We start from the raw sequence: 23635 nt of genomic DNA on the forward strand, positions 1-23635 counted from the left end.
AGATGCAGAAATAGCGACTCAAGGTAGTTTTTGTTCAATTCATGAGCGTTTGAGGCGAGTCACCGGGTCGAAGGCGGGGCCGGAGGTAAAAAAACGCTGCGCTGCAGCGCAGCCGTGACAACCCTTGAGCGAGCTATTGGCGATCAAAGTTGTTTTTCAAATGACCGAATCGATTTCACAAGAACCGGGCCGCAAGGCCCCGCTGGCGAAATCGTCGCTTGGACATTTCCTCTGGATGTTCGGTGGCGGCAGCGTGCAGGCGGTGCTGAAGATCGTCATCCTGATGATCCTCTCGCGGCTGCTGACGCCGGCGGAGTTCGGCCTCGTCGCGGCCGCGCTGACCATCGTCGCGCTGGCCGAGGTGTTCGGCAAGATCGGCATCGCGCCCTCGATCATCCAGACCGAAACCCTGACCGAGGCGCATGTGCGCACCGGGGTGACGGCGACGCTGGTCTCAGGCGGTCTCGTCGGGCTGATCGTCTTCGCCCTGGCCGAGCCGCTGGGCGAGCTCTACGGCATGCCCGGGCTGCCACCGCTGGTGCGGGTCTTCGCGTTTCTCTTCGTCATCCGCGCGCTCGGCCTGATCTCGGAGGCGCTGATCCAGCGCGAGACTGGCTTTCGTGCGCTCGCCGTGATCGGCGTGATCAGCTACCTGGTCGGCTATGCCGGCGTGGCGGTGATCCTGGCGCTCAATGGCTTCGGGGTCTGGTCGCTGGTGGCGGGCCAGATCGGACAGGCGGTGCTGCAGGCGGCGCTCTGCGTGCATTTCAGCGGCTATCGTATCCGTCCGGGCTGGGACGGCGCCAAGTTCCGCTCCATGCTGCGCTTCGGTCTCGGCACCACGCTGACCCAGATCGGCAACTATGTTGCGCTCAACGTCGATTACCTGATCGTTGGCCGGGCGCTCGGGGTCACGCCGCTGGGCCAGTATTCCCGCGCCTACCTGCTGCTGTCGCAGCCTGCCAACATCGTCGGCAACATGGCCGACAAGGTGCTGTTTCCGGTGCTGGCCTCGGTGCAGACCGATCTGGCGCGGATCGCACGCGCCTATGACAGGGTGCTGGCGCTGACCGCGATCACCCAGATCCCGCTCTCCATCTATCTCAGCATCTTTGCCTCGGAGGTCATCCTCGTCCTGATGGGCGACCAGTGGTCCGGGGCGGTGCGGCCGTTCCAGATCATGGTGGCGGCGCTGTATTTCCGCACCGCCTACAAGTTTACCGGGACGGTGCTGCGCGCCACCGGGCGTGTCTATCACGCGGCCTTGCTGCAATGGACCTATGCCGCACTCGTGGCGATCGGCGCGCTTCTCGGCGTGCGCTTCGGGCTCGAGGGCGTTGCCGTGGGGACGACGCTCGCGGTCGCCCTGTGCTTCTTCAACGGGGTGTTCCTGCTGCGCGCGGTCTTTGGCTTCGCACTCCGGGGCAGCCTGTCGGCGCTGCTGCGCCATACCGGGCTCGGGCTCTTCTATATAGTGGTGCTGATGGCCCTGCGCGAGGCGGGGCGCGCGCTCGAGCTGCCGGCCCTCGCCACGCTGGCCCTGGGCGCGCTCGGCGCGGCGCTGGTCTATCTCATCCTCGTCCGGGTCTGGCCACGTGCGCTCGGCCCGGAACGCGAGGCGGTTTCGGCTCTGTTTGCCAAGCTGCTGCGCCGTTGATCTTCATTGCATGACAGGAGGCCCAGCGTGCCGATCTTCAAGATAGCGGGTAAGACCATCCTCTTCCTTCACATCCCGAAGGCAGGGGGGACCTCGGTCGAGGAATTCCTCTCGGGCTACTCGGAGGAAAGCTTTCGCATGCATCACAACACCGAAGGGCTGCCCTGCGTGCCGCAGCATTTCCACGCCGCGCTCATGGCCAAGCTCTTCGCGCCCGATTTCTTCGACTACTCGTTCTGCGTCGCGCGGAATCCCTATGCGCGCATCGTCAGCGAGTACAACTACAGGATGCAGCATCGGCACCGACCGTATCGCTGGTTTCCGAAACCGAAGTTCGAGACCTGGTTGCGTGCGACGCTCGCTCGATATCGCCACAACCCCTATATCTATTCCAACCATATCCGGCCCCAAAGCGCCTTCCGTTTGCCCGAGACGCGGCCTTTCCGACTCGAGGATCAGGTCGGATTGTTGATGCAGGAACTGGGGGCGCTGACCGGGCTCAGAACGCCGGAGGCGCTGCCCCATGCCAATCGCTCGAAGAAGGGCAATGCCGCGATCAGCGAGCGATCGGCTGAGCTGATCTACGACTTTTACCGGGAGGATTTCGAGACCTTCGGCTATGAGCGCGACAGTTTCCGGAGCGCCTAGGGGGGAGGACATGTCGTGCGGGCAATTCGAGTGCTTGGGAAACAATGCGGCGGGGGAGCTTTCCGGCAGGGCGATGCGCGCCGGCGAGAGCAGATCGGCGTGGAGAGAGGGGCCCGCACGGGGGGGCAGGTGCCGGCTGATTGCGTTCGAAGCCTCGGGAGTTGGAGCGCTAGACCGGGCGACATTCGGGCTCGGGGCGCGCAAATGAGGCCGCAATAGGGCTCAAGCGCCCTTGTTTCTATGGTTCGGCGCGATTCGTCTCCCCTTGGGACGATTCGTCCCGGTCGGATCTGCGGCTCTTGAGGGGGCGGGATTAGCCGCAACGCGGCGAAAATGTCAGCAGGTTTGCCTAATTTGTTGACGCGGCAACCACAGGTTGTAGTCAAAATCTCCGAATTAACACTTTTTTTCCAAAAAACGCGGCGATTCGGGTTTCCCAACTGGCATCAATGGGTCACGTTGGATCCCGAAATTATCGACCGCCGGACTTATCCAACATCAAGGTGGTCTCAGAAAATATAATTAAATTTCAAAAACTGAATGCATAATTCCTGATCCAAAGACTGACGGATCAGTTTCAAAGACAAGAAGCACGAGAAGTCGCCTGCTCCGCATTGGAGCGGTGGGAATTGAATTTTCCGAGATCAATGTGGCGCAGGCCGCATTGGTACTGCCTACTCTTGACTTGTGAGTTGCTGCTATGAGTGATTTGACGGACCCGGTTCTTATTGACGCTGATTTTTCGACCTGGGGACGCGCGACGCAAAAGACGCGCGCCGAAATAACCTACGGAAGCCACGCGAACCAGGGAAATGACCTCGATGGGACCGCGCAGAAAGCTATCGCTAAGGTTGAGCTTGCGCGGGATGCCGCGGAGCTTCGCGTCGCCCAATCGAGCCTCGCGCCGTTCGAGCTCGAGGCGCATCCGTATCACAGTGCGGAGATCATCCATGTCGATCCGCGCCGCACCTCCCGATCGAGCTTCGGGCTGGCGGGGAAGTCGCTCGGCTTCCGGGCCACCAAGCGTGCCATCGACATCGCCGGTGCCGGCATCGGGCTGATCCTGCTGGCGCCGCTGCTGCTCGGCTGCGCGGCGGCGATCAAGGCCACCAGCAAGGGGCCGGTGTTCTTCCGGCAGGAGCGCTACGGGCTCAACAGCGAGATGTTCCGGATCTTCAAGTTCAGGACCATGTACACGGACATGGGCGACCGGACAGGGGTGCAGCAGACGGTCCAGGGGGATCCGCGGATCACCCGCGTGGGCGCGTTCCTGCGCAAGACCTCGTTTGACGAGCTGCCGCAGCTTCTCAACGTGCTGGATGGCAGCATGTCTCTGGTCGGGCCGCGGCCGCATGTTCCCAACATGCTGGCGGCCGGTGTGCGTTACGAGGATTTCGACCCGCGCTACCTCAGCCGGCACGCGATGGTGCCGGGCATCACCGGGCTGGCTCAGGTCAACGGTTTCCGCGGCGAGACCCAGACTCACGAGGCGGCGCAGGGCCGGATCGACAAGGACATCGAGTATTGCGAGAAAGCCACCATCAAAACCGATATCAAAATTCTATTTAAAACAATTCGTTGCGAATTTCTGAGCGGGAGCGGTTTCTGACCCCACGCCTTTTCACTGCTCGCCCTTCTCGGGATTCGAAAGTTATTTCGCAAACAGGAGATAGAGGACCCAGATACTCAAAGCACAAGATCCCCAAAACAAAAGATTTTTCAAGACGATGAATAAGGTGCCCCTGGCAACGGAAGGGTTGTCCCGTTCCCCCCCGGATCCGGTTTCGGAGGCGGGAGTGACGCGAGACGGATCCGCGGAATAATCGGTATCTCGTTTCGCCTGCTTGGTCATTCTGTTCGTCTTTCCGACTCTTCGACGCTGACGAGTTTCTTCGTCTCTCGGGCGTCTTCTTCAGCCGTTTGCGTGGGGCCCCAATTGGGTTTCACGATACACAGGAGGCATTTCTTTGGCAAACGTCAATCATGCATTTGTCAACAGTCTGATCGCCGTAGGAGATGGTGCCGAACCATTGGCCGAGGCGTCCCGCACTGAGCCGGTCTGGCGTGTCGCGACCGGCACGCCACGGGTGACCGTGGTCGGGCTGCGCGGAATTCCCGACGTCTCGGGCGGCATCGAGACCCATTGCGAATACCTGATGCCGCAGATCGCCGATCGCAATCCCGGCGAGCAATTCGTGGTGATCGGGCGCCGGCCCTCGATGGGCGGCGCGATCCTGAAGCGGAGGGGCAATCTCACCGTGGTGCCGCTCTTCGCGATGAAGAACCGGTTTCTTGAAACCATTTCAAACACCTTCGTCGGCGTTCTCAAGGCGCGGCTGGTCTACAATTCCCGCATTGTGCACCTGCACGCGGTGGGCCCGGCACTGCTTGCGCCGGTGGCGCGGGGCCTCGGGGCCAAGGTGGTCTTCACCCATCACGGCGATGACTACAGGCGCGCCAAGTGGAGCAAGCCGGTGCAATGGATCCTGAAGACCGGAGAGCGCGTCGGCATCGGCGCCTCGCATCGCGTGATCGCCGTCTCGGCCTCGCTCGCGGAGCGGCTCAAGGCCGAGTATCCCGGCAAGGCGGATGTGATACACTATATCCCCAACGGCGCGGATCATATCCTCGACGAAAGCGCCCAGGGCACGCGCAGCGCCGAGGCGTGGCTCGAGGGCTTCGACCTGACCCAAACGCCCTACATCGTCTCGGTGGGCCGGCTGGTGCCCGAGAAGGGGTTTGCCGATCTCATCGAGGCCTATGCCCTGGCCCGGCCCCGGGCGAAGCTGGTGATCGTTGGCGGGCCGAGCGGCTCCTCGCACGATCAGGAGATCCTCGATCTGATCGCGGTGCGCGGGCTCGCGAACGACGTGGTCCTCACCGGCGCGATCCCGCGCGAAGGGGTGGCGGCGCTGTTGTCGAAGGCGAAGCTCTTCGTGCTGGCCTCGCATCACGAGGGCTTGCCGATCGCGGCACTGGAGGCGAGCGCAATGGGCGCGCCGCTGCTGCTCTCAGACATCCAGCCGAACCTCGATCTCGGCCTCCCCGACAAGCATTACGTTCCGGTCGGCCAGCCCGAGGCGCTGGCGGCGGCGCTGGCGAAGGACGGCGAGATCTTCCGTGCCCCGGACCTGATCCAGCGCTTCAACTGGACCCGCATCGCGGAAGAGACCGATGCCGTCTATGCCTCCCTGGAGGGCGCATGACCGGCGCCGCGCCAAGGCACCCGATCGCAGAGGTCCGGAGCCGTCCGGAACCGGGCCTGACCCGTCGCGGCCTGCTGCGGGTGAGCCTCGCGGGAGCGATGGGCCTTTCCTTGCGCCCCGCGTTGGCCGCGTCAGCGGCGGCGCCGCGCCTTGCCCGCGATCTGCGGGCTGACAGCAGCGCGCGTCTCGGCGCGGTGGGCGAGGTGCGCCTTGTTTGAGCGCGTGGAGATCGGCGATGCGCCGGATGACGGTGCGGGCGACAGCCTGCGTGAGGGCTTCGAGAAGCTCAATCGCAATTTCGGGCTGCTGGCCGACCGGCTGGCCGAGATCAGCGCCGAGCTCGCCGATCTGCGCGCGCAGGAGGCGCCGGACTGGCCGGGCAGCTTCGCACCGCGCCACGTTGCCGAACGGCCGCCGGATCAGCCGCCGCCTCTGCTTGGCGCGGTCTGGGTCGATGCGAGCGCCGGGGCGGTCTACGTGTCCGCGGGCACCGGGGCGGTCTCCGATTGGGTGAAGCTCGCCACGAGCCGGGGCTGAGCCATGGTCTCGGCGGCGTATTTTGCCAGTCAACGGCTCGAAGGCGCTGCGCAATGGGGCGCGCCCCGGGATCTGGCCGCGCTTGGCGCGGCAGGGCCGTCGCGGCTCGGGCCCGGCGATGCCTTGCTGGTGGGCTTTCCGCCGCGGCGCGAGGCGCCGTTCTTCTGGCGCGAGACCCAGGCCGAGATCACCGCGCAAGGCAGCGCGGATCAGCCGGCGCGTCTGGCTTTCGGACTGATGCAGGCGGATGGCGGGCTGGCGCCCGCGCCGCGCACGGCCCCGGCGCAGCTGCGCATGGCGCGGGCCGGGTTCCCCCGGCAGGCAGCCCCGGAGCCCTACGGGAAACCCTACATGATCCTGACCGACCCGTCGCAGGTCGAGCTGTCCGGGCCGCGCTTCGACGGCTGCGGCGCAAAGGGGTTCTTCCGGCTGGTCGGCGCAGGGCAGGGGCTGGCCTTCTCCGACCTTCACGCGCGCATGGCCGGGCGCGCGATCGAAACCGAGGCCGGGAGCCGCTTTTCCGATGTGGTGATCGCCCGCTCAACGGTCTACGGCGCGATCCGGGGCTTCGCCCGGTTCCACGAGCTAAGTGCTGCGCGCTTCGTCGATCTCGATCTCGACGCGGGCGGCATCGATGGCGGCGGCAAGCGCGTCTGCCAGCTGATCTCGGTGCGGGCCGGCAGCGGCCTGCGCTTCGAGCGCGTTCACCTGCGCCGCGCGGTCAACCTGCTCGATGCCGAGGCGCGCGGCTCGACCTATGTCCAGGGCGATGGCGTGGTGCTCGAGGAAGACACCTCCGGGGCGACCTTCGTCGACTGCCACGCCCGCGGCTTCGGCGATGCCGGCTTCGACATGAAATGCGATGGCATCCGCTTTCTGCGCTGCTCGGTGCGCGGCTGCAAGTACGGCGTCCGGGTCTGGCGTGATGCCCCCGGGAACCTGCTCGAGATGTGCACCATCTCCGATCCGGTGCCGCGCCCCGACAACGCCGCCGCCTGTCTCTGGGTCGGCGGACAGGTGACGTTGCGCCATTGCGCCCTGAGCACGGCGCCGGAGGCCGCGGTCATCCGCTTCGGCAAGGGGCTCGACACCAAGGAGCGCGTCGTCCGGATGACCGGCGGGCGCATCGAGATTCCCCCGGGCGGCGCGCTGCTCGCCGGAGAGCCGGGGCGGCTGGAGATGACGGAGGTCATGCTCGGGCCGGAGCGGGTAACCGGGGTTGCGACCTGGACAGGTCGCGAACTGGTGCGTGGCTAAGCCGGTGTCTACAGCCCTGCATTCAGCCTGTGAACAGGAAGTGCTCGGTGGTCATCCGGCCGCCATCGATGTCGATCTCGATCTGCAGGTCGAGCTCGTCGAGACGCTGGTCGAGACGCAGGGTCAGCCGGTCCTTTTCGAGCCTGACCGCAAGATCACCCTTGTCGAGATAGCCGTTGCCGTTGCTGTCGAGATCGCCGAACCCGTCGAGCCCGGCTCCGAAGCCGGACAGCGCGATGCGGTCGCCGTCGGTGGTGTCGAAATCCGTGATGCGCCGGGCGCCGTTGCCATCCGCGGCGAAAAACACGAACAGGTCCGCACCGGCGCCGCCCTCAAGCGTGTCGTCGCCCGGACCACCGACCAGGCTGTCGGCCCCGGCATCGCCGCGCAGGTGATCGTCGCTGGCCTCTCCATGCAGCGTGTCGGCACCGGCGCCGCCCTCCAGCCGATCGCGCTCGGCGCCGCCGGACAGGCTGTCATCACCGGTCCCGCCGCGGAGCCTGTCGCGCCCCGCGTCGCCGCGCAGCGTATCGTTACCGCCTGCGCCCTCGAGCCGATCGCGGCCCGCGCCGCCCGACAGGCTGTCATCGCCTTCACCGCCCTTGATCCGATCGTGGCCGTTGCCGCCCTGCACGGTGTCATCGCCGCCGCCGGCGCGGATGCTGTCATTGCCGCCGCGTCCCGAAATGGCGTCGGCGCCTGCGCTGCCGTCGAGCCGGTCGGCGCCCGCGCTGCCGGTGATGGCCTCCATTGCCGCAGCATTGTTGCCAGCGCCCGGCGTGGCCTCGTCCCAGGGCTCGAACAGCGCCTTGGTCTTGCTGGTGATCTCGGCCCCCTCGGTGCGGTCGATGAGCCAGCTCCTGGCGGCAAAGCTGTTGCCGGAGAAGCCGATCCTGTCGGTGAACCAGCTGTCATGATAGCGCGCAGAATCGTCGAGCTTGACCACCGCGTTGCGGCCCTGCGCTGTGTTGTCGACGAAGGCCACCTGCTGGCCGCCGATCACCCGGAAGGCCGCGTTGCCGGCCTTCGTGACGGTGTTGCCCTCGACCAGCACGTTGAACACCTCGTAGTCGTGCCCGGCCTCGAGAAAGCCCGGCATGTAGCGGCCGAGCTTGGTGTAGCCGCCGATCTCGACGCCGACATGGGCGACATCCGAGATCAGGTTGTCGGCGATGATCAGGTCGCGCGAGCCGCCCTTCACCGAGATGCCGACATGTCCCATCGCGCGGAAGGTGTTGCCCGAGAGGGTGATGCGCTCGCCACCGACCAGGTCGATGCCGGATTCGGTCGGGCCGCCGCCGGTGAGCGTGTTGTCGGTGATGACGATGTCGGAGACCTTGGAGAGCTTGATGCCATCCCCGGCGCCGCGTTCGATCACGTTGCCCGACAGGGTGATGCGGGCGGCGAAATCGTGGCCATCGTCGGCGGCGTGGATATGCACCGTCTGCCGCTTGGCGTTCGAGCCGCCGCCCAAGGTGAAGCCGGTCACGCTCACATCGTCGGCGCCGGAGATCCTCAGCGTGTCCTTCGAGGCATTCGCCGGCACGATCCTGGTCTGATCGGGGCCGGCAACGGCGACCAGCGAGATGCCGTCCCGTGCGATCACGATGGTCTCCTTGTAGCGGCCGGGCTCGACAAGGATCGTGTCGCCGGACTCGCTGGCATTGATTGCCGCCTGAATCGACGTGAAGGCGCCTCTCGGGGCGTCCTTCGGCAGGGATCCGGGATATACCTGGAATTCCGACATTGCGCGCATCCTTTCCAGAGAAGCCGCTTTCGATTTCGGCCAGAAATACAAGTGACACCCTTTGGGGCAAGGGCTTTCCGGCAATCCAGATTTCCGCTCCGAAGGGGTGATCAAGGATCGGTCGATTGCTCAGCACAATGCTGACCGGCTGACCGGCCGCGAGGCGAAGATAGACCCGATTCGGCGATAAGGCGCCGACGCAGGGGATTTCCGCTTACAGGCGGATTACTGCCGCTCAGGTTGTGGATGAAGTCGTGCCTTTGGTATGGTTAATCGAACGTTAATTTGCTGGCGTTCAAACTATCGAAACCCGTGGAAACCGTCGAAAATACGGGCATTTTGCGTGGTTCTTCCGCAAACCGCTGCCGCGGCCCGCAACGCGGTTGCATGAGCCCCTCGGGAGCCGTTTAATCTTCTCATCGATTTAACGAATTTTTTGAGAGCACCCATGAAGATTGCTGTTGCAGGTATTGGCTATGTCGGGCTGTCCAATGCCGTTTTGTTGGCCCAGAACCATTCCGTTGTCGCTGTCGATGTGAGCGCGGAGCGCGTCGATCTCGTAAACAATCGGAAATGCCCGATTGTCGATGCCGAGCTCGAGGACTTCCTCTCCACGAAAGAGCTTGATCTGATCGCGACCACAGACGGATCGGCGGCGTATTCTGATGCGGAGGTCGTTATTGTCGCGACCCCTACGAATTACGATCCGAAATCCAATTACTTCGATACCTCCTCCGTGAAGGCGGTGGTCGAGGCGGTGATCTCGGTGAATCCCGACGCGCTGATCGTGGTGAAATCGACGATTCCGGTGGGCTTCATCGACGTGCTGCGCGAGGAGGTCGGCTCGACCAACATCATCTTCAGCCCGGAATTCCTGCGCGAGGGCAGGGCGCTCTACGACAACCTGCACCCGTCGCGCATCGTCGTCGGAGAACGCTCCGACCGGGCGAGGATGTTTGCCGATCTGCTGCTCGAAGGCGCGGTCGAAAAGCAGGTCGAGACGCTGTTCGTCGGCACCAAGGAGGCCGAGGCGATCAAGCTCTTCGCCAACACCTACCTCGCCATGCGGGTGGCCTTCTTCAACGAGCTCGACAGCTACGCCATCGCCGGGGGCATGACCTCGAAGGAGATCATCGACGGCATCTCGCTCGATCCCCGTATCGGTCGGCACTACAACAACCCCTCCTTCGGCTATGGCGGCTATTGCCTGCCGAAGGACACTAAGCAGCTGCTGGCCAATTACAGCCACGTGCCGCAGAACCTGATCCGCGCCATCGTCGACGCCAATCGCACCCGCAAGGACTTCCTCTCCGACCAGATCCTGATGCGCGGCCCCAAGGTCGTCGGCATCTACCGGCTGGTGATGAAGGCGGGTTCCGACAATTTCCGCCAGAGCTCGGTGCAGGGGATCATGAAGCGCATCAAGGCCAAGGGCATCCCGGTGGTGATCTACGAGCCCGCGATGCCGGATGCGAGCTTCTTCAACTCGCCCGTCCTCGAGGACCTTGACGCCTTCAAGCAGATGTCCGATGTCATCGTCGCCAACAGGGTGACGGACGACATTGCCGATGTCGTGGACAAGGTGTTCACCCGCGATCTGTTCGGCGCGGACTGATCGAAGGTGGTCTTTTCAATGATGGGGGAAGGGTCATGCCGACCGCTCTTGTAACCGGTGCCGCCGGATTTATCGGATCTTTTGTCTGCCGCCGCTTCCTCGACGAGGGCTGGCGGGTGATCGGGCTCGATTGCCTTTCGGACTATTACGATGTCGCCCTGAAGGAGCGGCGCGAGGCGATGCTGAACCAGTCGCCCGACTACCGCTCGATCCATGACATGGTCGAGACGCCGGGGCTGCTGATGTCGATCTTCGCCGAGGAGAAGCCCGACGTGGTGGTGCATCTCGCGGCGCAGGCCGGGGTGCGCTACTCGATCGACAACCCGCGCGCCTATCTCGAGAGCAACATCATCGGCACGTTCGAGCTGCTCGAGGCGGCGCGGGCGCATCCGCCGAAGCACATGCTTCTCGCCTCGACCTCCTCGGCCTACGGCGCCAATTCCGAGATGCCCTACCAGGAGACGGTGAAGGCGGATCACCAGATGTCGTTCTACGCGGCGACGAAGAAATCCACCGAGAGCTTCGCGCACAGCTACGCGCATCTCTTCGATCTGCCGATCACCATGTTCCGCTTCTTCACGGTCTACGGCCCCTGGGGGCGGCCCGACATGGCGCTGTTCAAGTTCACCAAGGCGATCCTCGAGGACAAGCCGATCGACGTCTACAATTACGGCGACATGAAGCGCGACTTCACCTATGTCGTCGATCTGGTCGAGGCAATCTGGCTGCTGGTCGCGGCGGTGCCGGTGCGGCCCGAGGATGGCGTGGTGCCCGAGGGCGACAGCCTTTCGCCGGTGGCGCCGTTCCGGGTGGTGAATATCGGCAATTCGGACTCTGTCCAGCTCACCGATTTCATCGACGCCATCGAGACCGCCACGGGCAAGAGCGCCGAGCGCAACCTGATGCCGATGCAGGCCGGCGACGTCCCTGCGACTTGGGCCGATGCGTCGCTGCTGAAGAGCCTGACCGGCTATGCGCCGAGCACCGACGTGCGCACGGGCGTGAAGGCCTTCGTCGACTGGTACCGCGAGTATTACAACGTCTGACCGCGGCGACGGAGGCAATTGCCCGCCTCCGTCGCCTCGCCGCGGTGAGATCAAGATATATGACGACGTGCCGGGCGTTCCCGGAGATTTCAGCGATCGCGGGCCAATTTTCCCGCATCGATACGTGACGACCGTGTTGTGGTGTTTTCCATGTCGGCACGCCCCGTCTCCGGCGCAGGAATTTGCTAGGCGTGAGGGGGAAGGGGTGCGGGTGCCGGCTGGGCGTATTTGCAGCAGCCAAGATTGATTTCGGAGGTTCCAATGCTTTTCGATTTACTGCACGTTTTTCGCGGTGATGACGCGTTGCCGGCGCCCACCGTCACCCGCATCTCGCACAATGAAACGCTCATTTCCTACGTCGATGTCGACGGCGCGCCGCTTGGTGAGGTGGCGGTCGAGGTCGAGGGGGACAGCACGGAATATCGCTTCTACGATCCCGCAGGCGCGCTTCTCGGGACGGTGTTCGAGCGCATCCAGCCGGGGATGGAGGATATCCGGATCATGGATGCGGATGGCGACCTGATCTCGCGCGAACGCACCACGGCCCGCGACGAGTACACCCTCGTCGAGACCTGGGACGAGACCGGCTTCACCGGCGCGGTCAAGAGCATCCACACCGAAACCCGGACCGGCGAACAGGTCTACGATGCCGACTGGACGCTGATCTCGGCGCATCTCGAGATCGACGACGGCAACGGGCGCACGCAGGTGGCCGAGTATGGCGAGGGCTGGTCGGTGATCTCACGCGAGACCGTGACCGTGAGCGGCAACGTCACCACGACCGTTCTGGAGGAAGACGGGGCTGGCAACATCTCCGGCGGCACGGTGGAGACGGTGAAGGCGGATTTCACCCTCGTCGAGACCTTTGGCCCGGGCTGGACGCTCACCGGGGCGGTCAAGACCATCCACACCGCGACGACCACCGGGGAACACGTCTATGATGCCGACTGGGCGCTGATCTCGGCGCATCTGGAGACCGATGACGGCAACGGGCGCACGCAGGTGGCCGAGTATGGCGCGGACTGGTTCGTGATCTCGCGCGAGACGGTGACGGTGAGCGGCAACGTCACCACGACCGTTCTGGAGGAAGACGGGGCTGGCAACATCTCCGGCGGCACGGTGGAGACGGTGAAGGCGGATTTCACCCTCGTCGAGACCTTTGGCCCGGGCTGGACGCTCACCGGGGCGGTCAAGACCATCCACAGCGAGTTCCAGACCGGCGAACAGGTCTACGACGCGGACTGGGGGCTTCTCAGCGCCTCGCTCGTGCTCGTGGAGGGCAATCGTCATGTCACCGAGCTCTACGGCGAGGACTGGGCGCTGATCTCGCGCCTGCGGGTGACCACGACCGACGACAAGGTCGTTACCGAGCAGCACGAAGGCGAGGACGCCAGGCTGATGTGGCGGTCGATCGTCTACGCCGCTGGGGCGGAGGCGGAGAACCGCTTCGAGGTGTTCGATGGGAGCGGGGCATATGCCGGCACGGCAGCGCGCGATCTCGCGCTCGGCGGCGATGCCGCCGACGTGCTCGACGGCGCGGAGGGCGATGATACCATCGAGGGCGGCGCGGGTGACGACCTGCTTGATGGCGGCGACGGTGACGATCTGGTGTTCGGCGGCGACGGTGATGACACGGTGCGCGGCGGTGCCGGGGCCGATCAGCTCTCGGGAGATGACGGCGATGACCGGCTGATCGCCGGCGGGCTCGGGGACATGCTCAGCGGGGGCGAGGGGGCCGATGTCTTCGTTTTCGCGCTCGCGGAGTCCGATCCGGGCGCGGTCCACACGATCACCGATTTCAGCCAGGGGCTCGATCTCATCGAGCTTGGCGGGGCCACCGGCGCCACGGTGACCACCGAGGCTCAGGGCGGCTCGAGCAAGATCAGCGTCGACGCGGATCTCGATGGCAGCAGCGATCTGACGATCATCGTCCAGGGCGTCGATGCCGTGACCACGGATGATGTCCGGCTCGCCTGAGGCGGGTCCTCAGGTGCAGGAAATGAGACCGGCCAGCGCGGTGGCCGGTCCCGACCTCGTCAGGCGCGCTGCGCCGCCGAGTGCTCGATGCCGTCGAGGATCTCGTGCAGGCCGACCGCATCGGCAAAGCTCGGCGCGCTGCGCGAGCCGGTGCGGATGTCCTGCGCAACGCGGGCATACATGCCGGCGATGTTGCGCGCGCCGGGAAACTCGGGTTCACCCTCGTAGACGGCCGGAACCGGCATCTGCTCGGTGAGCTCGGTCTCGTCGCGACGGGCACCCTTGATCGTGAGCTGCACCATCTGGGCGTGGCCGAGCCCGGCGGTCACCTGGATGTCACCCTCGGTGCCGTTGATCTCCCACAGGAAATTGGTGCCCCGGTTGGTGCCGCCGCGATAATGCATCGAGAACGCCGCGCCGGAGGCCAGGCTGCCCTGCACCATCACCTGATCCGGCGCGGTCTTGGGCTTCTCTTCGCCGGTATCGGTCACCGTCACGGTCTCGTAGTTCGACAGCTTGGTCGCGCTCAGCGGGCCGAACTCGCCAAGAACCTCGCGCACTGCGGCCAGGGTGTGGCCCATGGGGATGTCTTCCATGGTGCCGCCGTTGCGCTTGTCGAAGAGGTAGTAGAGCGCCTCGGAGGTGGTGTTGGCCCAGTTGCCGCCCGAGCCGATCAGCGAGGTGGAGAGCACGCGTCCGACGTAGCCATCCGCGATCAGCGTCTTCAGGTGCTGGATCTCGTGCGCGGCGCGGGCCTGCGTGCCCGCCACGGCGACGACGCCCTTCTCCTCGGCGAGTGCGGCGAGCGCGCGCGCTTCCTCGAGGCCGTTGCCGAGCGGCCATTCGCAATAGACGTGCTTGCCGGCGTTCAGCGCCATGGTGACGAGCTCGAAGTGATAAGGCACCTTCACCGTCACCACCACCAGCTCGATCAGTTCGGACGCCACCAGATCGGCGGGGCTGTCGAAGGCCGTCAGGCCGAGCGCCTCCGCGGTGCGCTGAGCGCTCTCCGGCGAGCTGTTGGCGACGCCGACGATCTCGAACGAGTCGCCGAGGCTCTTCAGCGCCGGGATATGCGCGTTGAAGGCCCAGTTGCTGTCGGGGTTGAGGCCGATGAAGCCGACCTTGATGGGATCCGTCATGGATCGTTCTCCTGTCTGTCCGCGGCGCGGCTTGGGCCACGACCGGGGTCTTGAAATGTCCTCGCAGCGCGGCTGCCGGTCCGGGCCGATCTGCCCGATTCCGACAGCAGGCTGCCTGAATGTGCGTGCAGGAACGGCGCGGGTGGGTTCGGCTGGGACTGCCGTGTCACCCGCAAGCCTCTGCGGTGCCGTTGAAAAATATCTCCCGAAACGTGATTTCCCATGTGTCATCCGATCTGATACTTGCCTAATCCGATCAAACGTCCGCGCCACCCCAGCGAAAGGATCCGCCATAACCGACGCTCTCTCGCGCCTCGCCACCGCTGCCGCGGCGCTTGCCGTGCCGGGCGAGAGCCTGCCGCTGCTCGAGGGTATTTCGCTGTTCTCGGCGCAGTCGACCGAGAGCCCGATGGCGCTGTTTTACGAGCCGATGGCGATCATCGTGCTGCAGGGCGAGATGGAGGTGACGATCGGGCAGGCGGTGCTCGACTATGCCCCGGGGACGTGCTTCGTCGGCTCGATCGACCTGCCGGTGACCGGACGCATCACCCGCGCGAGCCGGGAGCAGCCCTATCTCGCGCTGAGCGTGACGCTGGGCCGCGAGGCGCTGGCCGACCTGCTGGCCGAGGCGCCGCAGATGACGCCCGAGCGCGGCAAGTGCTTTGCCTTCGGCCCGGTGCCGGAGGGGCTGTTCGAGGCCTGTGCGCGGCTTCTGGCGTTGCAGGAGGCGCCGCAGGATCTGCCGGTGATCGGGCCGATGATCCGGCGCGAGATGCTCTACCGGCTGCTGCGCGGCCCGCAGGCACCGGCGCTGCACCAGATCGTCGCCTCCGATCCCAAGCTGGCGCAGGTGCGACGGGCGCTGAGCTGGATCCGCAGCCACCTCGACGAAAGCGTGCCGGTACACGACATGGCGACCTGCGCCGGCATGAGCGAGCCCTCGTTCCGCCGCCACTTCCGCGCCGCAACCGGCATGAGCCCCTTGCAATATCAGAAGGCGCTGCGGCTTCAGGCGGCGCGCCGGTCGATCCTTGCCGGCGCCGAGATCGCCCGCGCCGCCTACGCGGTGGGCTACGAGAGCTCCTCCCAGTTCAGCCGGGAATATGCGCGCATGTTCGGGCTATCGCCCTCGAAGGATCTCAAGCGCCTGCGCGGCGGCGCCAGCGCCGAGCCGGCCTGAGCCTCAGCCCCGCGAGGATTAGCCGCGCCGCCGGCGGGAAGGCGCGGGAGAAGGCCTGCCCCTCGTAGGAGCGGCGGAGGTCCTTCGGCACCGACGATGCCGGGCCGCGAGATGTCGATCTGCGCTTGTCGCGCCTATGCCGAATTTACCGGCGGCGACGAGGACAGTGCCGACAGTTTCGCCTGCCTGCAGCCCTGAACACGATCGACCGCGCCCTTTCTCGGGGCGCGGCCCTTTCCATGCAGCACTGTCCGAATTCGGTCTCCCCAGCCCCAGCCCCAGCCCCAGCCCTGGCCGGGTCACGGCCGGCGCAGATCGTGGCGATTGATGAACCTCGGTCATCTCCGGCAGGACCTTGCCGGGGATTATCCCGGCTCCGCTCAGGAGTAGATGTTTGCGCAACCGCCCGTGATGGCGGAGCGAACGCGCAAGAAAGATACGGAAATGACACAGACTTCCCCCGCCACGGCGCGCATGGCGCTGCTGGCCATCGGCCTTGGTGCCTTTGGCATCGGCACTACCGAGTTTGCCCCCATGGGCCTGCTGCCCGCCATCGCCGAGGGCATCGATGTCTCGATCCCTGCCGCCGGCCAGCTCGTCACCGCCTACGCGGTGGGGGTGATGCTCTCGGCGCCGGTCATGACGCTCTATCTCGCCCGCTTCGGCGCCAAGCGCGCGCTGCTGCTGACCATGGTGATCTACATCCTCGGCAACCTGCTCTCGGCGCTGGCCCCGAGCTACTGGCCGCTGATGGTCTCGCGACTGATCACCAGCCTCTGCCAGGGGGCCTTCTTCGGCTTCGGCGCGGTGACGGCGGTGAGCCTGGTACCGCCGGAGAAGCGGGCGAGCGCGGTGGCGATCATGTTCATGGGCACCTCGATCGCCAATATCGGCGGCGTCCCTGCCGCAACCTGGCTCGGCGAGGTGGTCGGCTGGAGGTGGGCCTTCGGCGGCACCGTGGTGCTTGGCGTGCTGGCGCTGGCCGCGCTGGCCTGGGCCCTGCCCAAGGGCGCGCCGGGCCAGAGGCCGGACGTGAAGCGCGAGCTGGCGACGTTGTTCCGGCCGCAGATGCTCGCCACCATGGCCAGCACCATCCTCTTCGCCGGCGGCTTCTTCACCGTCTACACCTATGTCGCGCCGATCCTGCTCGAGCTGGTCGGCGCCACCAGTGGCTTCGTCACGATGATGCTGGTGCTGATCGGGCTCGGGCTGACGCTCGGCAACTGGATCGGCGGCAAGCTTGCCGACTGGTCGCTCGACGGCGGTGCGGGCGTCGCGATGATTGCGCTCGGGCTGACCTCGCTGGCGATCCCGCTGGCGGTGGAGACGCAGGCCGGCACGGTGGCAGGCTTCGTGGCTTGGGCCGCCGCAGCCTTCGCCTGCGTGCCGGCGCTGCAGATGCGCGCCATGCACGCCGCTTCCGACGCGCCGACGCTGGCCGCCTCGATGAACATCGCCGCCTTCAACCTCGGCAATGCCGTCGGCGCCGGGGTCGGCGGGCTCGCGCTCGGGGCCGGCTGGGGTTACGCCTCGGTGCCGGTGGCAGGCGCGGTGCTGGCATTCGTGGGCTTCGTGGTGATCTGGCTGATGCGCGATCGCGTTCGCGTGGCAGCGGAGTGAGCCGCGAGGCGCTGGCAGGGCCTGAAACGGTTTCATGAATATTCGTCATGACCAGCGTGATTGTCCGGGCGCTAATTCCCGGCGTTTTCAACGCCATATCGTTTCTCACAGAGCCACAAACCCGGAGGGCACCATGGGCTGGAGCAACAGCGAACTCGAACGGATCGCAGTGGCGGATGATTTCCGCATCGCACCGCTGCGCGAGGACGGCCGGACCACCGGAACGCCCACCTTCATCTGGTCCGTGGTGGTGGAGGGCGCGCTCTACGTGCGCGCCTATAGCGGCACCGGCTCGAGCTGGTTTCGCGCCGCTCTGCAACAGAAGGCCGGCCAGATCAGCGTGGCGGGGATGACCCGCGACGTTGTCTTCGAGGCCGCGGACCCGGCGCTCAACGACCGCATCGATGAGGCCTACCGGGCGAAATACGGCCACAGCCGCTACCTCGCCCCGATGATTTCCGAGCGGGCGCGCGCCGCGACCGTGCGGGTCGCGCCGGACGAGACCGATTGAAACTCCGGGGCCGGCCCGGTGCCGTGCCCCTCACGATAGGAAGAAGATTATGAAACAGCTTTTGACCGGCAAGACCGCCATTGTGACCGGCGCGAGCAAGGGCATCGGCCTCGCCATCGCCGAGCTCTATGCGGAAGAAGGTGCCAACGTGGTGATGACCGCGCGCGGCAAGGACGCGCTCGAGGATGCCGCCGCGGCGATCAACGCAAGGGGTGGCGGACGGGCGCTGGCCGTGGTGGCCGACAGCGCCGATCCCGAGGCGCCGGCACGGGTGTTCAAGGAAGCGATCGACGCCTTCGGTCAGGTCGACATCCTGGTGAACAATGCCGGTGTCGGCGAGATGTACGCCATCGAGAAGACCTCGACCGAGCATTTCGACGAGATCATGCAGATCAACCTCGCGGGCCCGTTCCGCTTCTGCCGCGAGGCGGTCAACCACATGATGCCGCGCAACGAGGGCCGGATCATCAATGTGAGCTCGGTGAACGGCACCAAGCCGATCTGCGGCGTCGCCTACACGACCACCAAGGGCGGCATCAACACCATGACCCTCAACATCGCGATCCGCCTCTCGGGCACCAAGATCCGCTGCAACGCCATCGCACCGGGCGTGACCGATACCGACGCGGCCCGTGCCTGGGCCGCCGGTGAACAGGAAGGCGGCGGCGAGATGCTGGAATTCTCCGACAAATACACCAACACCACCGTTCCGGGCACCGAACCTATCGACCAGGCCTACGCGGCGCTCTATCTCGCCTCCGAAATGGGGCGTGCGGTCACCGGGCAGGTCATCCAGGTGGATAACGGCCAGTTCCTCTGAGCCGCCCCGCCCCCAGAGTTTTCGGCCCGCGCCCCCATCCCGGGGGCGTGGGCAAAAGCATATTCGCCAGGAAGGCCAGCCGATGAAACGACGCACTCTCTTCCGTTCCGCCGCCGCAACGCTCGGTCTCGGCGCAGTCGGCGGGCTCTTTGCCTCCTGCGCGCGGGCGCCGCGCAACCCGTACTACAGGGGCCCGGTGAGCGATCATTTCGACGGCACGCGCTTCTTCAATCCCGATGGCGAGCCGCCGCGCGGCTTTGCCGACATCCTGCGCTGGCGCCTCGGTGACAAGCCCGCCGAGTGGCCCGAGAGCGTGCCGCTGCAGGCGCAGCGCCGCCCCGCCGAGCGGGTCGACGACCTCACGGTGACGATGGTCGGCCACGCCACCATGCTGATCCAGACCAAGGGTCTCAACATCCTGACAGATCCGGTCTGGTCGGACCGCGCTTCGCCGTTTTCCTTCGCCGGCCCGAAGCGCGTCATCGCGCCGGGCATCGCCTTCGACGACCTGCCGCCGGTGGATATCGTGCTGCTGTCGCACAACCACTACGACCATCTCGACATGGAGACGCTGCGGCGGCTGAAGGCGGCGCATGATCCGCTGGTGATCACGCCGCTCGGCAATGACGCGGTGATCGCCGGGACCGGGCTGCGCTGCCTGACGCTCGATTGGGGCGAGCAGACCGAGGCGGCGCATCTGGGGGTGCATTGCGTGCCCTCGCATCACTGGTCGGCGCGCGGCATGGGAGATCGCTCGATGGCGCTCTGGGGCGGCTTCGTGCTGACCGGGGGCATGGGAAGCGTGCTGTTCATCGGCGACACCGGCTTCGACCGCGGCCGGCCCTACCGCGATCTGCCCGAACGTTTCGGCACCCTGCGCGCGGCGCTGTTGCCGATCGGGGCCTATGATCCGGAATGGTTCATGGCCGACCAGCACCAGAACCCGGACGAGGCGGTGCAAGGCCTGCTTCTGAGCGGCGCGGCCTATGGCATCGGGCATCACTGGGGCGCGATCCAGCTCACCAACGAGCCTCGGGAGGCGCCGCGCGACGCGCTGCACGCCGCGGTCGCGCATCACGGGCTGGCGGACGGGCGCTTCCGGGCGCTGGCGCCGGCGGAGAGCTGGTCGATCCCGGCGGTCTAGCCGCGGCGATCCGGGGCCAGAGCGCGGGCGTCGGCCCGGCGCGGAGATCCTCGAGATGCAGGCGGCGCACGAGCTTCGGCTCGCCGTCTCAGCCTATGGCCTCGATCCTGAGCGGGTACTCCCCCTTCACCAGGAGCGGATCGACCGGCCCGTCGATGCGACCGATGCGGATCAGTCCGCGCGAATAGCGATAGGCGGCATAGAAGAACACCACGTCGCCCCAGGGCGCGTAGTAGCAGACATCGTCCGGTTGCGGGTTCTCGATGCCGCCGGGATCCTCGGCCACCAGCTTGCGCGGCGGGTAGGCGATTTTTTCGTTGTTGGAATAGTCCTCGATGCTCAGCTCGAGCGGCAGCAGCGACATGAGGTCATGCGCCGTGGGGCTATCGTTCAGCACGGCTTCGAAAGACTGGTCGGCGAAGGCGCAGCGGATTCGCCCGGCGCCTTGCGCGCGCCCGGCGGAGGGCAGGGCGGCCAGCGCTGCCGCGCCGGCGAGGAGGCGGCGTCTCGAGAGGGGAGCGGTCGGGAACATCTGGGGCGCCTTTCGTGAAGCGGGGGTCGCTGCCACCAGCATAGCGCGCCGGGCGGCCGCTGTTTATCGGCGCCGTCGGGCAACCGCTCATGAACGAGGATCATCTGTGCCGCAGGCCGGCGGCGCCATGCGAAAACGGGGCGCGCCGGAAAGGCGCGCCCCGTCTCAAGGCTCTTGCTCTTCGCGCCGCGATCAGGCGCCGCCGAACTCGTGCTTCGACAGCGGCAGGCTGCGGATGCGCTCGCCGGTCAGCGTCGCCACCGCGTTTACGATGGCGGGGCCGACCGCCGGCAGGCCGGGCTCGCCGACGCCGCCCATGGGCGCGCCGCTCTCGATGATGCGCACATGCACCTCCGGCATCTGGTCGGGGCGCAGGATCGGGTAGAGATCGAAGTTGCGGGCCGTGGGTTCGCCGTTCTCGTAGCTCAGCTCCTCGACCAGCGTCTGCGACACGCCGAGCGCCACCGCCGATTGCACCTGCGCCTCGACGATGGCCGGGTTGACGATCTGGCCCGGATCGATGGCGACCCAGACCTGATGCACCGCCACTTCGCCGCCGTCGAGCGAGACCTCGGCGATCGCCGCCGCCTCGGAGCCGAAGGGCGAGGCCATGGCGATGCCGCGCGCCCGCTGGCTGCCATCCTCGGCCTCGTAGGGGCCGGGCTGCCAACCGCCAGAGAGCTCACCCACCGCCGCGAGCAGGGTGCTCAGGCGCGGGTTGTCGGCCAGCAGAGCGCGGCGCATCTCGAACGGGTCCTGTCCGGCGGCGCCGGCCATCTCGTCGAGGAAACCCTCATACATGAAATCATGCATCGAGTGGCCGACCGCGCGCCAGTAGCCGATCACCGCCGGGTTGGGGTGGAAGATCTGGCCGACATGGCTGTTGGCGATGGCATAGCTCTTCCCCGAGATGCCCTCGGTGGCCGAGGGGTCGCTGCCCACCGGTGCGTCGTACCAGCGCCCGGTCGGCCCTTCGCCGACCACCTCGACCGACAGCGCGGTGGGGCCGTCGGGGCCGATGGCGCCGCGGAACCGCGCAAGGCCCAGCGGGCGCGGCGCGTCGCGCAGGAAGTCTTCCTCGCGGGTCCACATCAGCTTGACCGGCTGGCCCACCGCCTTGGCCAGCGCGATGGCCTGCGGGAACGGGTTGGAGGTGGCATAGAGGAAGTGCCGACCGAAGAAGCCGCCAAGCATCTGCGAGTGGATATTGACCTGCGACGGCTCCAGCCCGGCGACCTGCGCCGCGGTGCCCTGGAACATCTCCGGCGCCTGGCAGCAGGTCCAGACGTCAAGTGTACCGTCCTCGTTGAAGCGCGCGGTGGCCGAGGGCGGCTCGAGCTGGCCATGCACCACGAAGGGCGCATCGTAGATTGCCTCGATAACCGTCTCGGCGCTCTCGAGCGCCGAAGCGGCATCGCCCTTGGCCTCGACCTCGACGATCTCGCCCTCCTTGCCGGCCAGCGTGTCGCGGAACACGTCGGTGGAGAAATCCGCCGGCATCGGCCATTGCGCCTCGCCCTCGGTCCATTCGACCTCGGCCGCCTCGACGGCGCGGCGGGCCTCCCAGAACTTGCCGGCCACCACGGCGACGGCGCCGTCGAGCAGGTGCACCGAATGCACCCCGCGCATCGCTTCGATCTCGGCGAGGTTGCTCACCGAGGCCGGCGTCAGGCCAAGGCGCGGGGCGTGCTGCACCGCGGCCAGCAACATGCCGTCGACCTCGACGTCGATCGAGTATTTCGCCTGTCCGGTCGACTTGTCGCGCACGTCGAGGCGCGGCACCGGGGTCTTGATCCAGCGGAACTCGGACGGGTCGCGCAGGGTCACCTCGGTGGGCACCGGCAGGTCGAGCGCGGCGCTGGCCAGCTCGCCGTAGCCGGCGCGGCGGCCGGAGGCCTCGTGCACGACCATGCCAGGCTCGGTGGTCAGCTCGGAGGCGTCGACGCCCCATTCCTGCGCGGCCGCCTCGAGGAACATCGCCCGGGCCGAGGCGCCGAGCTGGCGCATCAGCTCGTAGGAGGTCCGGGTCGACATGCTGCCGCCGGTGATGCGGAAGCCGCCCATGACGTCATAGGGCGGGCCGGCGGGCGCGATCTCGACCGAGAAGTTCTCGGGCGCAAGATCCAGCTCTTCGCCGACGACCTGCGCGAAGGTGGTGTAGATGCCCTGGCCGCCCTCGACGAAGGGGCTGAGCAGCTTAGCGGTGCCGTCCTCGTGGATCTCGAGGAAGGCGGGAACGGCGGGGCCGGCCGCGGCCTCGGCCTCCTGCGCCTTCGAGGGGCGCACGGGCAGCGTGGTCGAGAGCACCAGCGCGCCGGTGCCGCGCAGGAAGCCGCGGCGCGAGACGTTGACCGGGGTCTGCTTGAGGAGTTTCTGCACGAAGGTCATCGATCAGGCCTCCGACGCGTCGCGCACGGCGGCGCGGATCTTGTTGTAGGTCCCGCAGCGGCAGAGGTTGACCATCGCGTAGTCGATATCCTCGTCGGTGGGGTTCGGGGTCTCGGTCAGCAGCGCGGTGGCGGCAAGCACCTGGCCGGACTGGCAATAGCCACATTGCGGCACCTGGTTGGCGACCCAGGCCTCGACGACGCGGCGGCCGACCTCGGTTTCCTCGACGGTCTCGATGGTCTTGATCTCGGCGCCGGTGACGCTCTCCGCCGGCGTCTGGCAGGACCGGGTGGGGTAGCCGTCGACCAGAACGGTGCAGGCGCCGCATTGCGCGATGCCGCAGCCATATTTGGTGCCGGTCAGTCCGAGTTCTTCACGGATGACCCAGAGAAGCGGGGTGTCGGAATCGACGTCGACGTCGCGCGTCTCGCCGTTGATGGTCAGCTGCATGGCTTGGCTCCTTGTCGCACAAAGGACTGCGTGGCTCGGCGCACTGCGCCGGTGGTCGCGCCGGGAGCAGGGGCTGCTCCGGGCAAACCCACATTGTGAGTGTATCATAAACATCGCGCTGCGCGGGCAGGAATGCTATCCGGCGATCTCGAATAGCC

19 protein-coding genes are annotated in these 23635 nt (G+C 66.4%); 14 read left to right on the forward strand and 5 right to left on the reverse strand.

Annotated elements, in window-relative coordinates; all coding sequences use genetic code 11:
* Positions 1 to 160 precede the first annotated feature (160 nt).
* The 6 genes from KUV62_RS20185 (at position 161) to KUV62_RS20210 (ending at position 7305) form a co-directional block, all read left to right on the forward strand.
* The gene (locus KUV62_RS20185; protein ID WP_222605553.1) at positions 161 to 1657 is read left to right on the forward strand and encodes a lipopolysaccharide biosynthesis protein; all 1497 of its coding nucleotides are present in this window, start codon (positions 161 to 163) and stop codon (positions 1655 to 1657) included.
* Positions 1658 to 1684: 27 nt separating this feature from the next.
* Positions 1685 to 2305 (forward strand): sulfotransferase family 2 domain-containing protein, encoded by a 621-nt coding sequence (locus KUV62_RS20190; RefSeq protein WP_222605554.1) that lies wholly within the window; start codon positions 1685 to 1687, stop codon positions 2303 to 2305.
* Positions 2306 to 3005: 700 nt separating this feature from the next.
* Positions 3006 to 3914 carry a sugar transferase gene (locus KUV62_RS22735; protein ID WP_261395798.1) on the forward strand — a complete coding sequence of 303 codons (909 nt, stop codon included), beginning with the start codon at positions 3006 to 3008 and terminating at the stop codon, positions 3912 to 3914.
* Positions 3915 to 4335: 421 nt separating this feature from the next.
* Positions 4336 to 5511: a glycosyltransferase family 4 protein gene (locus tag KUV62_RS20200; protein ID WP_222605555.1), complete on the forward strand. Its 1176-nt coding sequence runs from the start codon at positions 4336 to 4338 to the stop codon at positions 5509 to 5511.
* A gap of 210 nt (positions 5512 to 5721) precedes the next feature.
* Positions 5722 to 6048 carry a hypothetical protein gene (locus KUV62_RS20205; RefSeq protein ID WP_222605556.1) on the forward strand — a complete coding sequence of 109 codons (327 nt, stop codon included), beginning with the start codon at positions 5722 to 5724 and terminating at the stop codon, positions 6046 to 6048.
* A 3-nt stretch (positions 6049 to 6051) separates the two neighbouring features.
* On the forward strand, positions 6052 to 7305 hold the full coding sequence (locus KUV62_RS20210) for a hypothetical protein (protein WP_222605557.1): 1254 nt from the start codon (positions 6052 to 6054) through the stop codon (positions 7303 to 7305).
* A gap of 22 nt (positions 7306 to 7327) precedes the next feature.
* Here KUV62_RS20210 and KUV62_RS20215 read toward each other — a convergent pair whose 3' ends face one another.
* Positions 7328 to 9052: a right-handed parallel beta-helix repeat-containing protein gene (locus KUV62_RS20215; protein WP_222605558.1), complete on the reverse strand. Its 1725-nt coding sequence runs from the start codon at positions 9050 to 9052 to the stop codon at positions 7328 to 7330.
* 448 nt (positions 9053 to 9500) lie between these two features.
* Between KUV62_RS20215 and KUV62_RS20220 the strand changes: the two genes are divergently transcribed.
* The 3 genes from KUV62_RS20220 to KUV62_RS20230 all read left to right on the forward strand — a co-directional run bounded on the left by KUV62_RS20220 (position 9501) and on the right by KUV62_RS20230 (position 13690).
* Positions 9501 to 10667, forward strand: a complete 1167-nt coding sequence (locus KUV62_RS20220) for a nucleotide sugar dehydrogenase (protein ID WP_222605559.1) — start codon at positions 9501 to 9503, stop codon at positions 10665 to 10667.
* Between the two features lie 35 nt (positions 10668 to 10702).
* Complete coding sequence (locus tag KUV62_RS20225) at positions 10703 to 11713, forward strand: NAD-dependent epimerase/dehydratase family protein (protein WP_222605560.1); 1011 nt, start codon at positions 10703 to 10705, stop codon at positions 11711 to 11713.
* Positions 11714 to 11974: 261 nt separating this feature from the next.
* Entirely contained in the window at positions 11975 to 13690 is a 1716-nt protein-coding gene (locus KUV62_RS20230; protein WP_222605561.1) for a calcium-binding protein, read from the forward strand.
* A gap of 59 nt (positions 13691 to 13749) precedes the next feature.
* Here KUV62_RS20230 and KUV62_RS20235 read toward each other — a convergent pair whose 3' ends face one another.
* Positions 13750 to 14832, reverse strand: coding sequence for a Gfo/Idh/MocA family protein (locus tag KUV62_RS20235; protein ID WP_222605562.1), 1083 nt, complete (start codon positions 14830 to 14832; stop codon positions 13750 to 13752).
* 340 nt (positions 14833 to 15172) lie between these two features.
* Between KUV62_RS20235 and KUV62_RS20240 the strand changes: the two genes are divergently transcribed.
* The 5 genes from KUV62_RS20240 (at position 15173) to KUV62_RS20260 (ending at position 20107) form a co-directional block, all read left to right on the forward strand.
* On the forward strand, positions 15173 to 16012 hold the full coding sequence (locus KUV62_RS20240) for an AraC family transcriptional regulator (RefSeq protein ID WP_315901605.1): 840 nt from the start codon (positions 15173 to 15175) through the stop codon (positions 16010 to 16012).
* Positions 16013 to 16456: 444 nt separating this feature from the next.
* Positions 16457 to 17632, forward strand: a complete 1176-nt coding sequence (locus KUV62_RS20245) for an MFS transporter (protein WP_261395799.1) — start codon at positions 16457 to 16459, stop codon at positions 17630 to 17632.
* A gap of 133 nt (positions 17633 to 17765) precedes the next feature.
* Positions 17766 to 18143 (forward strand): DUF2255 family protein, encoded by a 378-nt coding sequence (locus KUV62_RS20250; protein WP_222605563.1) that lies wholly within the window; start codon positions 17766 to 17768, stop codon positions 18141 to 18143.
* A gap of 49 nt (positions 18144 to 18192) precedes the next feature.
* A complete protein-coding gene (locus KUV62_RS20255; protein ID WP_222605564.1) occupies positions 18193 to 18963 on the forward strand; it encodes an SDR family NAD(P)-dependent oxidoreductase in 771 nt (256 codons plus the stop codon).
* 82 nt (positions 18964 to 19045) lie between these two features.
* Complete coding sequence (locus KUV62_RS20260; protein ID WP_222605565.1) at positions 19046 to 20107, forward strand: MBL fold metallo-hydrolase; 1062 nt, start codon at positions 19046 to 19048, stop codon at positions 20105 to 20107.
* Positions 20108 to 20195: 88 nt separating this feature from the next.
* On the opposite strand, the gene KUV62_RS20265 is transcribed toward KUV62_RS20260, so the two are convergent.
* The 3 genes from KUV62_RS20265 to KUV62_RS20275 all read right to left on the reverse strand — a co-directional run bounded on the left by KUV62_RS20265 (position 20196) and on the right by KUV62_RS20275 (position 23477).
* Positions 20196 to 20639, reverse strand: coding sequence for a cyclophilin-like fold protein (locus KUV62_RS20265; protein ID WP_222605566.1), 444 nt, complete (start codon positions 20637 to 20639; stop codon positions 20196 to 20198).
* A gap of 192 nt (positions 20640 to 20831) precedes the next feature.
* Entirely contained in the window at positions 20832 to 23027 is a 2196-nt protein-coding gene (locus KUV62_RS20270; protein WP_222605567.1) for a xanthine dehydrogenase family protein molybdopterin-binding subunit, read from the reverse strand.
* 3 nt (positions 23028 to 23030) lie between these two features.
* Complete coding sequence (locus KUV62_RS20275; RefSeq protein WP_222605568.1) at positions 23031 to 23477, reverse strand: (2Fe-2S)-binding protein; 447 nt, start codon at positions 23475 to 23477, stop codon at positions 23031 to 23033.
* Positions 23478 to 23635 lie beyond the last annotated feature (158 nt).

The organism is Salipiger bermudensis (assembly GCF_019801965.1).
GTDB lineage: Bacteria > Pseudomonadota > Alphaproteobacteria > Rhodobacterales > Rhodobacteraceae > Salipiger > Salipiger bermudensis_A.